Below are 12,863 nucleotides of genomic sequence, written 5' to 3'. Positions count from 1 at the left end.
GAAAAGCATTCCCAATTAAGCTTTTCAAAAGCACCTAAAATACGGATAAAAGGATAATTAATTAAAGCAGTAATTTTTTCTATCTTTGGGCATCTTAAAATCATTATTGAACCCAAACATTAGCACGTTCATGTCAGTTACCGAACTCGATAGTTTAGATACGCTTGTATCGTTAGCAAAGTCCCGCGCTTTCATTTATCAATCCTCTGAAATTTATGGCGGACTCGGAGCCGTCTACGATTATGGGCCGTTGGGCACAGAGCTCAAACGGAACATCCGCGATTTCTGGTGGAAAGAGATGACCCAGCGTCATGACAATATTGTGGGGCTTGATTCAGCTATTTTTATGCATCCCAAAGTGTGGGAGGCCAGCGGTCATTTGGATGGATTTAATGATCCCATGATTGATGACAAGCAGTCAAATAAACGCTATCGGGCGGATATGCTGATTGAAAATCATATTGCAAAGCTACGTAGTGATGGTAAAGCAGATAAGGCGGATGAACTGCAAGAGCAGCTCGATACGGCGGGATCACGCGAAGGGGTTTGCGAAGATCTGTACAAAATTATAATGGATGAAGAGATTCGCGCTCCGGAATCCGGTGCGTTTGAATGGACCGAAGTGCGACAGTTTAACCTGATGTTTAAGACGCAGTTTGGGGCAACTTCTTCCGGCGGTGATGGTGACGATGCGGTCTATCTTCGTCCAGAGACGGCTCAGGGGATTTTTGTGAATTTTAAAAATGTGATGGATACAGCTCGTCAACAAGTGCCGTTTGGTATTGCCCAGGTTGGAAAGGCATTTCGAAATGAGGTTGTTGCCCGGCAGTTTGTGTTCCGCATGCGGGAGTTTGAACAGATGGAGATGCAATATTTTGTAGAGCCGGGGACTGACGAAGAAAGTTATGATCACTGGCTTAACAAGCGTCTTGAATGGCATAAGAAATTGGGAATTCGTGAAAGCAAGCTCCGCACGCACCCACATCCCGAAGATAAATTGGCCCATTACGCCGAACAGGCTGCCGATATTCAATATGAATATCCGATTGGCTGGCAAGAGGTTGAAGGTGTGCATAATCGCACTGATTTTGACTTAAGTCAGCACAAGGAGTATTCGGGCAAAAAGCTGGAGTATTACGATCAGCAGAAGCAGGAAAAATATGTTCCCTATGTAATTGAGACTTCAATTGGTCTTGATCGCACGGTCATGATGGTGATGTGTGATGCCTACCGAGAGGAGGAAGTGGATGGTGATACCCGGACGGTACTGAAGATGAATCCGCAGTTGGCGCCAACGAAAGTCGGAATATTTCCGCTGATTAAAAAAGATAAGCTACAGGATTTGGCGCATAAGATTACGGATGATCTACGCGAGGATTACAACGTGCTTTATGATGAATCCGGATCAATAGGTAAGCGTTATCGTCGCCAGGATGAAGCGGGCACACCGTTCTGTATTACCGTTGATTTTGATGGGGTTGAGTCGGAAGGTGAAGATACGGTGACGATCCGCTATCGCGATGATATGACGCAGGATCGTGTTCCTGTCAGTCGGCTTAAAGAAGTGATTGATGAGAAGATGAAGAGATGGAAACCGGAATAGATTTGAAGTGTTAAGTTTCTGCGCTTGATACAGGAGAATAGTTAAAATAAGAAAAGGAGTTCACTTCAAAAGTGAACTCCTTTTTATTTAAGCGAAATAGAGATTAAGCATCGGGATTAGCTACACCGATAACTCCACATCCCATTCGTGGTCCGGCAGCACCTGAAGGCTGTGATTCAAAATCATCTTCACCACCATGAATTACAATTCCACGTCCAATAATACTGTTAGGACCGTTTAATTCAATTTTGGGATCAACATAATTAATACTGGCAGAACCTCCATCAGCTACCACGAGATTACCCATATCACCCATGTGGCGATTATCTTGCGTTGGTGATCCATGGTCGTTGCCTGTAGGATTGTAGTGGCCGCCTGCAGAAGTACCATCACCGGCTGTGCAATTGCCGTATTGATGAATATGAAATCCGTGTTTGCCTGTACTCAGACCTTCAAACTCACCTTGAACGCGCACGCTATCTCCTTCTTGTTGGAAGGTGACGGTTCCGGTCACGTCCCCATTATCAGTGGGATGAACAACTGCAACAGCTTTAGTGAAATTAGTTTCCGGCTCAGTTGTCGTTTCCTCTTGTTCCATCTCTTGCTGGGCACACCCTATAGCGAAAAAGAGCAATACAAATGACAGGAAATACTTTTTTAATAATTGCATGAGTAAATGTGTTTTTATTTGAGTTAATGTTTCAATCCATTCTTTTAAACAAGAGCTAATGTATTGGCATTCAATGAAAGTTAAAAATAACGATCCGCCCAGGCGGCAATTATTTCAGCTACAAAGATGCCGTCTTCTTCATTGCTGAGCAAATGATCTGCATCATCGAGAGATACGAAGCTTTTGGGATGACGCGCTATTTTGTAGATGTGAGCCGCATTGTCGATTCCGACAATGTTATCTACCGGTGAATGGAAAACCATAAGAGGGCGATCCAGGTTTTTAATCTTCTCGTCCATGTTGTTTTTATCCAGATCATCTAAAAACTGTTTTTTGATAGTAAAATCACGTCCAGCCAGCGTAACAGTTGCTTTACCTTCGGTTTTTATCGTATCGAGCTTGGCCCCAAACTTTTCTTTGATGCTGTTGGGACTACTGGGAGCGGCAATAGTTGCTACCGCTTTTGAGGATGCAATTCGGGAAGCCGCCTGAATCATAGCTGCCCCGCCCAGCGAATGCCCGATTAGAACAGCTGGGCTCTGTAAATGTGATTCCATATATTCTGATGCGGCAATAAGGTCATCGACATTGGATGAAAAATTGGTATTGGCGAAATCGCCCTCACTTTCTCCGAGTCCCGTAAAATCAAACCTAAATACGCCAATACCGTGTGTGGTAAGTGTTTTGCTGAGGGTTTTAATAATTTTAAAATTCTTTGAGCAGGTAAAGCAGTGGGCAAAAAGGGCATAACTTTTGGTTTTATCTTCAGGTTGATCTACCCGGGCTGCAAGTTGGTCTCCAAAGGCTCCTTTAAACGTGATTTTTTCTGATCGCATGAGTCCTCATTGATTTATATTTTGTTGCTTGTGAATTCATTCAGATAACAGATAAGATATAAAAGAATTTTCTTACTATGACAGATCAACCCACACCACTTTTTCATTTGGCATTTCCGGTTTCCAATCTGGAAGAAACCCTTACTTTTTATCGGGATGTTCTCGGCTGTGATACCGGGCGGAGTTCGGATCATTGGATCGACTTTGATTTTTGGGGACACCAGGTTGTTGCACATCTAAGTCCCGAAGAAGCCGGTAAGTCGAGCATGAACGATGTGGACGGACACGCGGTACCGGCTAAGCACTTTGGATTAATTTTGGAATGGGAGCAATGGGAGGAGCTTGCCGAGCGACTGGAAAACGAAGGAATTGATTTTATTATTGAGCCGTACGTTCGATTTGAGGGCAAACCCGGCGAACAGGCTACGATGTTCTTCAAGGACCCCAGCGGGAATGCGCTCGAGTTCAAAGCTTTTCGAAATAAAGACCAGATTTTTGCAACGTAATGGCTGGTAGTCATGAGTAGTGAGAAGTGAGTATTGAGACGGTAGTTTTCTCACTACTCAATACTCATAACTCACTACTATTCACTAAACTCCTCTTCAATTTTACTCATCTTCGTTGCCAAATCCTCCCATTCAGCATAGATCTCAACGAGCCTTCCTTTGAGCTTTTCGTATTCCATTGAAATTTTCTTGACCTGCACTTCGTCGTCATAGAAGTCCGGCTGGGCCATTAGATCTTCGATCTCATCTTTCCGCTCTTCGAGTTTCTCAATTTCCTCTTCCAGCGGATCAATCTTCTTTTTCAATGGTTTCAGCTTGTCATGCTTTTTCTGCCGCCGCTGTGCCGCCAGCCGTCGTTCTTCCTTGCGCGATAATCCGTTATTGGAAGAATTCGAACTGTTATTTTGTTGGTTCTCAGTCTTATCGGTATCTTCTCGTTCTTCCACTTTATCCAGATAGTATGAAACATTGCCAAAAAAGGTATTAGTTTCATTCGGACGTACTTCCAGCACTTTGTCTACGATGGGATCCAGGAAATCGCGGTCGTGTGAAACGATCATATATGTACCTTCATATTGATCGAGCGCCTGCTGCAGGATCTCCTTGGATTGCATGTCAAGGTGGTTGGTGGGCTCGTCAAAAATCAGGAAGTTGGCCGGTTGTACCAGCATGCGCGCCAAGGCAAGACGGCTTTTTTCTCCGCCCGATAATACTGATACTTTTTTAAACACGTCATCGCCCTGAAAAAGGAAGCATCCCAAAATAGTACGTAGACGTGTTTCATCGGTTTTAGGCGCGGCTTCTCGCATGATTTCAAAGACTGTTTTATCAAGATCCAGCTCATCGGCCTGGTGCTGGGCAAAGTAGGAGGTCGTCACATTATGACCGGGTTCACGTTCACCGGCATCAAAACCCTCAAGTCCGGCAAGTATGCGGATCATCGTAGATTTTCCCGCGCCATTGGGACCCACAACCGCAATTTTATCCCCACGGTCGATGGAATAGGAGAGATCATCAAAAACAACGTTATCATCGTATTGCTTACGGACATTTTTGAGCTTCATCACGACAGCGCCGCTGCGCTCGGGCGGAGGAAATTCGAAGAAGATCTCCTCTTCGCGCTCATCGAGCTCAATTTTATCCATTTTTTCCAGCTGCTTGATGCGACTCTGCACCTGTGCGGCTTTGCTGGCATTATAGCGAAACTTGTCAATAAATTCCTGGATTTCCTTGATCTCCTGCTGTTGGTTTTCATAGGCCTTGCGCAGATGCTCTTTTCGCTCAGCATGTTTCTCCTCGTAATAATCATAATTCCCGGCATAATCGTGCAGATCCCCCCGTTCCAGCGCCAGCGTGCGTGTGGTAATTTTATTCAGAAAAGCTTTGTCGTGGGATACAATAATGACTGCACCCTCGTAGCCATTCAAAAATTGCTCAATCCACCTTAGCGATTTAATATCCAGATGGTTCGTGGGCTCATCCAATAATAGGTACATGGGACGTTGAAGCAGGAGCTTACCGAGCGCAATACGCATCAGCCAGCCCCCGCTGAATTCTGTAGTTGAACGCTGAAAATCATCCGGTGTAAATCCAAGTCCCATCAAAACTTTTTCGATATTTGATTCCAGTGCATAAGCCCCGGATTGTTCGATGCGATTTTGGAGCTTGCCAACCTGCTCCATAGCTGTTTTATATTCTTGACTACCTTCGTCAAAAGTTGCCAACTCTTCGCGTGCTTTTTGCACTTTCTCTTCCAGCTCCTGGATATCGGCAAAAGCACTTTCCATCTCTTCATAGACCGTCAAATCCGGGTCAGGATCTACTCCATCCTGAGGCAGATAGCCAACGGTAGCCGCTTTCGACATGGTGATATTTCCGCCGTTGGGTTCAACTTCTCCAGCAATAATTTTGAGCAGAGTCGATTTGCCGGCACCGTTCGGACCTACGAGTCCGACGCGTTCGCCGGGATTAATGATTGTGCTGATGCCATCGAGCAACGTTTCGTCGCCAAATGAAAGGGATATATTTTCGAGTTGAAGCAAGAATATAAGTTCTTTAAAATTGGCACTTAATATAACCATCAAAGCCGTGGAGCTAAATGATTTTTTAGATTTTTTTGACAAACGAGCAATTTCGAATTCCGTGAAGGAAGCTTTTTAATCAGGTACAATTGTTCTATTTTTGATCTATGTATTTACTGATATTTTATTTGTCGCTTGCTATTGGCGTATCGTTTCTGTGTTCGGTTCTGGAGGCGGTGTTGCTTTCAGTGAGTCATTCATATATCGCCATTATGGAGCGGAAGGGTACAAAAGTCGGTAAGTTGTTGCGCTATTATAAGGAGGATGTGGATCGTCCGCTTTCCGCTATTCTTAGTTTAAATACCATTGCCCATACCGTAGGTGCTGCAGGAGTGGGGGCACAGGCGCAAATTGTTTTTGGGGATGCATATGTAGCTATCACATCAGCTGTGCTTACTTTTCTGATTCTGGTACTTTCTGAAATTATCCCCAAAACTATTGGGGCAACCTACTGGAGAAGATTAGCGCCTTTCGCAGCAAAAACCTTACGCGTACTGTTGTTTTTGATGTATCCGTTGGTAGTTATGTCGAAAGCCATTACAAGATGGCTTGCAGAGGATGAAAAAATGCCAAGCTTTAGTCGCGAAGAATTTGGTGCATTGGCAGATCGCGGAGTGGAAGAAGGTATTTTTGAGGAGGAGGAATCCCGGATCTTCAAAAATTTAATTCGCTTTAATTCATTGCGTGTTAAGGATATAATGACGCCGAGAACGGTTGTGGTAGGTTTTGACGAAACGCTCAAGGTGGATGATGTCAGGGATAATATCGAGCAGCTGCATTTTTCACGGTTGCCAATTTATGGAAACGGTCGCGACGAGGTTACCGGCTATGTACTTAAAAATGATATTTTACTAATGTTGGCACGTGGTGAAACAGATAAGGAGTTAAAAGAATTAAAGCGCGATATTCTTATTGTCCCTGAGATGATGCCGCTGCAGGATTTCTTTGAGCAGTTAATGAAAAAGCAGGAGCACATCGCTATAGTAGTTGATGAATACGGTGGTTTTGCTGGAGTTGTTAGTATGGAAGATCTTGTAGAAACCTTGCTTGGCATGGAAATCATTGATGAGGTGGATACGATCGAAGATATGCAGAAGATGGCGCGCAAGAAATGGATGGAGCGGGCAAAGCGCTTGGGTATTGTCCCCGAAGATGCCTCTTCACTGGATTCAGCTTCGTAACAACTGGTAAAAAAACTTTCCCATAAACTTTTTTCGGCATTACCTTTGTAGTAAATACCTTATTTGTTTGATTTGTTAATCATTTACAATTAACAAATAATCGGGTGCTAATAGGGATTATCCTATACATTTAAAAATGTGACTTACATTTTTTTACTGTTTTAGGCTCGCCATTTGTATCATTATTTATAAGTTTCTGAATGAAGTGTATTTAATACCGTTCTTAATGAGGTTAAATATTTTTATCAGCATTTTAGTAAAATGCACCTAATAGATTGTATTCTATTAAAGAAATAATAAGGACTTTAACATGTAGGTGTGATAAAATAGTGTGGATAAGGTCTGCTGAAGTTTAGCACTAATTGAAAACTTGAGAATGAGGTATTTTATGGTATCTATTTTCATTTATATTTTTAATTATAAGGTACTAATCTACTAATAATATTAGCCTAACCCTTAATTAGAACGGACATTAGGACGGAAATACTGATTGTAATATCAGTTTTTGCTAACGTATGAATCTCACAAAAGAAAAAAAGAATATGCCTGGCAGTAATCTGGTGGAAAGGATTCGCCAAGGGGACGAACAGGCTTTTGAGAAGCTCTTTTGTGAGTACTATTATGATTTATGTTCTTTTGCTTATCAGTTTACGAGCTGTAATGAAAGGGCTAAAGATCTTGTGCAAGATGTGTTCGTAAAAATTTGGAATCGCCGCGAAAACTGGAAAATTCGCCGTTCTGTTAAGGCCTATCTTTTAAAAGCAGTTCGCAATTCCGCAATTAATCACATTAACAAAAGAGGGCATCGCAGTGAAGTCCGGGAGACTTTTTCAAAAGAGAGGCTGCAAAATATAAAGCCATCGGTTGATTTGGGACTTGAGGAAGAGAAAAAGTTGGTTGATCAAATCTGGGAAGCTGTTGATGCAATGCCCAAACGCCGACGCAGAGTATTTATCCTTTATCACCGACATGGTCTTAGTTACGACGAAATTTCTGAAGTACTGGATATTAGTCGCAAGACTGTTGAAAATCACATGGGATTAGCTCTTAAAGATATTCGCGCACAAATGGGATAAGCCAAGACCATTATTGGGTTTATTTTTTAGTGAGAATCCTTCTTAAATCCCTATCAATTCTTTTCAAATACAGCTTTCACCTCTCTAAAGTTTTATTGGGGGGAGCGCTTGTTACAACTGTCTTATAGGTGAAGAAGAGATCGATCATTAAAAGACAGTGTGATGGAGCTAAATGGAAAAGAGTACCAAATGATTGCCAACTATCTGGCGGGCGAATGTACCGTCCAGGAACGAAGAAAGGTTGAGCAATGGATTGATCAGAATCAAGAGAATAAGAAACAGTTTCAGGAATTACGCCGCCTTTGGCAGCTTTCCAGCGATGCCGTTTCGTCTAAGGATATGGAGTGGAATGTTGATCAGGAATGGAATCGGATCGGTAGACAAATAAGTAAAGAGAAGGTTTCATCACGTGGTAAGATTGCCGATAAAAAGCGCTATTGGTCTTTTCGGAGTTCTTCAATCCATTCGGGAACTCAGAAATTTATTCGAATAGCTGCGGTTTTTTTAGTCGCAGGTCTTTTGGGGGTACTATCCTACCATAACTGGTACCAGCCAGAGCAAAAAGAGCAAGAACCGGTCCTGCGACAAATTAGTACCGATAATGGACAGAGAGCGAACCTTACACTGGCCGATGGCACTGAAGTTATGCTTAATGCTGATAGTGAACTTGAACTTCCAACAGAATTTGCCGCTGATGTTCGTGAAGTCCATCTGGACGGTGAGGCCTATTTTAAAGTATCAGAGAATGTGGACAAACCATTTTTAGTACACTCGAACGGGTCAATAGTTCGGGTTCTGGGAACGGCTTTCTCTGTAAGATCATATCCCGAAGACCAACAGGTACAAGTTGTTGTTGAAGAAGGACGGGTATCATTCGGGCAAAAAAAAGAAGCGGAGGATCAAAAAGCGATTTTAAATCGTAATGAATTGGGAACTTTTGATCTTTCAACACATACCGTAGCCACTCGAACGGTGGAAGATATTGAATTATATATGAGCTGGAGAAATGGCTATTTAAAATTTGAAGAAACATTATTGAATGATGTAGCGAAGTCCTTGGAGCGGCGATATGATGTGGAGGTCTTTTTCAAGGATCCGGCTCTAAAGGATCTTTTACTTACAGCATATTTAAAGAGTCGGTCGCTCCGGAACGTATTGGATGTGATTACAACATCTTTGGAGATTGAATATCAATTAAATGACAATAAAGTCACTTTTATGAAATAATTAGTTGAGATATAAAAATGATGTTTTGTAACCGGTTTCATTAAAACAGAAAACGTAGTAATTCAAAAGCGATAAGTTTAAAATAAAAAATCAATCCAAACGGAGGTTCTATGAAAGAATCGTTATTGCATATTTTGTCAAAGTCGGTGCTCTGGTGCCTGGCGGTATTGTTGGTTTCGCCAGTAAGTCAGGCATACACGACCAATGCTCAGGGACAGTATCTTACGTCTGCTGCAAATGAGTCCATCAACAAATCATTTTACTCGGTTAGCGAGTATTCCGATCGTATTCCGGAATTACAGGGAATTATTTCAGTAGACGTGGAGGATGCGCCGATACGAGAAGTGTTGGAGAATATTGTATCGCGAGCAGATCTTGGAATAGCCTATAATGCCGAGCTGCTCTCGTTAGAGCAGTCAATAACGGTTGATATGAAAAATGTAACGGTAGCCGAAGCTTTACAAAAGGTGCTTAAGAGCACGCCGTATGAGGCTGCTATTTCGAAAACAAGAGAAATAGTATTGCGGGATCGGCCTGATCCTCAACCTCTGTTAATACAGTTTCAGCAGGAAATTTCCGGTACTGTAACGGATGCTGAAACAGGTGATCCGTTGCCTGGAGTTAACGTGATGGTACCCAATACTACGGTTGGTACGTCAACCGATGAGAATGGGGAGTATTCTATTACAGCTCCCGATGAAGCTGATAGCTTAGCGTTTTCTTTTATCGGGTATCAGCGGCAGATAGTCCCTATTAATGGGCGAAGTACCATAAATGTACAACTACAATCTGAGGTACAAACGTTTGCAGATGATGTTGTAGTAACGGCATTGGGAATTACGCGTGATGAACGATCCATTGGGTATTCATCCCAGGAAGTAGGAGGAGATGAGCTTACGTATTCCCAAGATCAAAATGTAATTGGCTCTCTGTCAGGTAAAATTGCAGGTGTTCAAATTTCGGGATCTTCCGGTGCAAGTATGGGAGGTACTCAGACTATTAAAATTCGCGGCGTTAATTCGTTAAGCGGTGAAGGTCAGCCATTAATTGTGGTTGATGGTACTCCTATTTCCAACCAGAATTTTGCCGGTAGTGGTGGTGCCGATTTCGGTAACTTGGCACAGGATGTAAATCCCAATGATATCGAATCAGTAAACGTGCTTAAAGGGCCGGCTGCTTCTGCATTATATGGTATCCGTGGCCAGTATGGAGTTGTAATGATTACAACCAAGAGCGGTTCTGGGCAAAGAGATTTCTCTGTAGATTTCAATTCAAGTTTTGAAGTGCAGCGAGCCGGTAATTTCATGGAATACCAGAATAAGTATGGTGCCGGTTACAAATTGGATTTTAATACCCTTAGCAATGGTGATCCCTATGTAGCAACGAATTGGGATGAAAGCTGGGGACCCAGAATGGATGGCACCATGGTTCGGGAATATTTCAGCTTTTATCCGCAGGATCCGAGATATGGAGAATTAACTCCATTTGAACCCCATCCGGATAATGTGAAGAACTTCTTTGAAACCGGGTTTAAATCTAACCAGGGAATTACTATTTCCGGTAGTGGTGAAAATAGTAACTATCGGTTGAGTTTTAATGATTCCAGAACTGAAGGAGTTTATCCGAATACTTGGCACCAAAGAAATAATCTGGGTGTAAGTGCGGGCATTGATATAAATGAAGATTGGCGATTTACTACAAATCTCAACTATGCTCGAAACAGTGGACAACGTCCGCCTCAGGGTTATGGTTATGGATCCCAATATTTTCGACAGTGGTTCCAGCGTAATGTGAGCATGAAAGAATTGAAGGATTATCAATATGATGATGGGACCATTAAACATTGGAATATTGGGGTTCCTTCTCCGGGCGAAACCCCCAGTGCTGTTTATTGGGATAACCCTTATTTTCTGGCTCACGAAAATGAGACTCAGGACGACCGAAACCGCGTATTTGGTGACTTCGGGATAGAATACAATGTAATGCCCGGATTGACATTGAATGCGTCACTTCGGGGGGATGTATACGTACAGCATATTGAGTGGAAGTCAGCAGTCGGTGGTACAGGAACTTCCGGCTATACGGTTGGCAAATACGAAAACCGAGAAATGAACTATGATGTTTCGGCTCAATATACCAACAGTTGGGATAAGTTTTCTGTAGATGCTACTCTCGGAGGAAATATCTATGATCGCAATTATTCATATCTGCGCCAGTCAACGGTAGGCGGGCTGTCAACACCGGGTTACTACAATATTGCAGCCTCGGTCGATCGCCCTGATAATACGTCTTATAAACTTGAGAAGCAGATATACAGTGCGTATGGACTGCTTTCTCTGGGATACGATGAAACGTATTTCGTGGATGTAAGTCTCCGTAATGACAAAACATCCACCTTGCCAGAGGATAATAATTCATACTGGTATCCTTCAATATCAGGTAGTTTCGTTTTTAGCGAGCTAATTGATTGGGATCCGTTAACATTTGGTAAACTCCGATTGAGTTATGCACAGGCAGGTTCAGATTTGGATCCATACCAGACCACCTCTGTTTATAGCATTGGTACTGTTTATAGTGAGCAAGGAAACGCAGTAAATACACTTTCGGTACCGAACAATCTCAACAATCCGGAAATTGAACCATCATTTTCACACTCTTATGAAGGTGGTTTTGACTTAAGCTTCTTTGGACGCTTGAAGCTTAATTTCACCTATTACGAACAGCAGAGTAGAAACCAGATAATTCCATTGGATATCTCAGGAGCCAGTGGATATAATACTGCTACTATTAATGCCGGACTTATCGAAAACAAAGGTATTGAAGTAGCACTTTCTGGGACTCCCCTTGAGTCGAGTGATTTCATGTGGGATTCGAAATTTAACCTGGGAAGAAATCAAAATGAAGTTGTAGAACTGCACCCGGATATTGATGTTTATACACACGGTAGTCATGTTTATTCCGGTACAGAAAGCTATTTGAACTCCTATGAAGGGCAAGAATACGGTGCTTTGGTAGGGCAAGCTTATCAGCGCGATGAGGAGACTGGCAAAATTTTGTTGGATAATAATAATTTGCCGATGTGGACAGATGCTACCCACAATTTTGGAAGTGTTCTTCCTGAATTTACCGGTGGTTTCCAGAATACATTCAACTATAAAAACTTTAGCCTTGCTACGATGATTAGTTTCCAGTCTGGCGGACAGTTCTTTAGCTGGTCGCGAATGCTGGCCCACAAAACAGGACTGGCACCGGCTACAGCGGCTGTCAATGATCGCGGCAATAACGTTCGCGATCCTGTTGCAGATGGCGGTGGCGTTAAAGTAGAAGGTATTTCAGCCTCTACTGGACAAGAAGTTTCTACGTACGTTGATGCACGCGACTATTATAGAGGTGTGCTGGGCGATGATATTTATGAAGATTGGGTTACCGATGCTTCGTATATCAAGCTAAGCGAAGTTAAATTTGGATATACGTTTGGCAACGATTTGATGGATAGGTTGCCTATCCGTTCAGCTGAAGTTGCTGTTTATGCCAAAAATCCGGTTATGATTTGGCAGGCAGCACCAAAAGGGTTGGATCCCTCAGAGTTGTCAACGGGGAGCCAGGATATCACCTGGACAGAGACTGGACAGTTAAATACCGTCCGCACATTCGGCTTGAACTTAAGCTTAACTTTCTAAGAG

Annotated in this window: 9 protein-coding genes; 6 read left to right on the top strand and 3 right to left on the bottom strand. The window is 42.7% G+C overall.

The genetic code is table 11. From position 1 onward, the window contains the following. Nucleotides 1–130 precede the first annotated feature (130 nt). Nucleotides 131–1,603 (top strand): glycine--tRNA ligase, encoded by a 1,473-nt coding sequence (locus ACQ4LT_RS14120; protein ID WP_445666705.1) that lies wholly within the window; start codon nucleotides 131–133, stop codon nucleotides 1,601–1,603. 103 nt (nucleotides 1,604–1,706) lie between these two features. On the opposite strand, the gene ACQ4LT_RS14115 is transcribed toward ACQ4LT_RS14120, so the two are convergent. Together ACQ4LT_RS14115 and ACQ4LT_RS14110 are read right to left on the bottom strand one after the other, a co-directional pair. After that, nucleotides 1,707–2,273: a superoxide dismutase family protein gene (locus ACQ4LT_RS14115; protein ID WP_445666704.1), complete on the bottom strand. Its 567-nt coding sequence runs from the start codon at nucleotides 2,271–2,273 to the stop codon at nucleotides 1,707–1,709. 80 nt (nucleotides 2,274–2,353) lie between these two features. Then, the gene (locus ACQ4LT_RS14110) at nucleotides 2,354–3,109 is read right to left on the bottom strand and encodes an alpha/beta hydrolase family protein (RefSeq protein WP_445666703.1); all 756 of its coding nucleotides are present in this window, start codon (nucleotides 3,107–3,109) and stop codon (nucleotides 2,354–2,356) included. 77 nt (nucleotides 3,110–3,186) lie between these two features. On the opposite strand from ACQ4LT_RS14110, the gene ACQ4LT_RS14105 reads away from it, so the two are divergent. Continuing rightward, nucleotides 3,187–3,615, top strand: a complete 429-nt coding sequence (locus ACQ4LT_RS14105; RefSeq protein ID WP_445666702.1) for a VOC family protein — start codon at nucleotides 3,187–3,189, stop codon at nucleotides 3,613–3,615. A 77-nt stretch (nucleotides 3,616–3,692) separates the two neighbouring features. Here the strand turns inward: ACQ4LT_RS14105 and ACQ4LT_RS14100 are convergent, their stop codons facing one another. Then, nucleotides 3,693–5,738 carry an ABC-F family ATP-binding cassette domain-containing protein gene (locus ACQ4LT_RS14100; protein WP_445666701.1) on the bottom strand — a complete coding sequence of 682 codons (2,046 nt, stop codon included), beginning with the start codon at nucleotides 5,736–5,738 and terminating at the stop codon, nucleotides 3,693–3,695. Nucleotides 5,739–5,803: 65 nt separating this feature from the next. Between ACQ4LT_RS14100 and ACQ4LT_RS14095 the strand changes: the two genes are divergently transcribed. The 4 genes from ACQ4LT_RS14095 (at nucleotide 5,804) to ACQ4LT_RS14080 (ending at nucleotide 12,860) form a co-directional block, all read left to right on the top strand. Beyond that, complete coding sequence (locus ACQ4LT_RS14095; protein ID WP_445666700.1) at nucleotides 5,804–6,877, top strand: CNNM domain-containing protein; 1,074 nt, start codon at nucleotides 5,804–5,806, stop codon at nucleotides 6,875–6,877. Between the two features lie 515 nt (nucleotides 6,878–7,392). Continuing rightward, nucleotides 7,393–7,953 carry an RNA polymerase sigma-70 factor gene (locus tag ACQ4LT_RS14090; RefSeq protein WP_445666699.1) on the top strand — a complete coding sequence of 187 codons (561 nt, stop codon included), beginning with the start codon at nucleotides 7,393–7,395 and terminating at the stop codon, nucleotides 7,951–7,953. A 162-nt stretch (nucleotides 7,954–8,115) separates the two neighbouring features. After that, on the top strand, nucleotides 8,116–9,180 hold the full coding sequence (locus tag ACQ4LT_RS14085) for a FecR domain-containing protein (RefSeq protein WP_445666698.1): 1,065 nt from the start codon (nucleotides 8,116–8,118) through the stop codon (nucleotides 9,178–9,180). A 110-nt stretch (nucleotides 9,181–9,290) separates the two neighbouring features. Next, nucleotides 9,291–12,860: a SusC/RagA family TonB-linked outer membrane protein gene (locus ACQ4LT_RS14080; RefSeq protein WP_445666697.1), complete on the top strand. Its 3,570-nt coding sequence runs from the start codon at nucleotides 9,291–9,293 to the stop codon at nucleotides 12,858–12,860. The last annotated feature ends 3 nt before the right edge of the window (nucleotides 12,861–12,863 follow it).

Source organism: Fodinibius sp. AD559 (assembly GCF_052712805.1).
Note: the sequence above shows the minus strand (reverse complement) of the source record. Positions and strands in the feature narration are given on the sequence as shown.

Bases quoted from the DNA above. Each gene is read 5' to 3' on its own strand.
- ACQ4LT_RS14120 (WP_445666705.1), top strand. From the start codon at position 131: ATGTCAGTTACCGAACTCGATAGTTTAGATACGCTTGTATCGTTAGCA.
- ACQ4LT_RS14115 (WP_445666704.1), bottom strand. From the start codon at position 2,273: ATGCAATTATTAAAAAAGTATTTCCTGTCATTTGTATTGCTCTTTTTC.
- ACQ4LT_RS14110 (WP_445666703.1), bottom strand. From the start codon at position 3,109: ATGCGATCAGAAAAAATCACGTTTAAAGGAGCCTTTGGAGACCAACTT.
- ACQ4LT_RS14105 (WP_445666702.1), top strand. From the start codon at position 3,187: ATGACAGATCAACCCACACCACTTTTTCATTTGGCATTTCCGGTTTCC.
- ACQ4LT_RS14095 (WP_445666700.1), top strand. From the start codon at position 5,804: ATGTATTTACTGATATTTTATTTGTCGCTTGCTATTGGCGTATCGTTT.
- ACQ4LT_RS14090 (WP_445666699.1), top strand. From the start codon at position 7,393: ATGAATCTCACAAAAGAAAAAAAGAATATGCCTGGCAGTAATCTGGTG.
- ACQ4LT_RS14085 (WP_445666698.1), top strand. From the start codon at position 8,116: ATGGAGCTAAATGGAAAAGAGTACCAAATGATTGCCAACTATCTGGCG.
- ACQ4LT_RS14080 (WP_445666697.1), top strand. From the start codon at position 9,291: ATGAAAGAATCGTTATTGCATATTTTGTCAAAGTCGGTGCTCTGGTGC.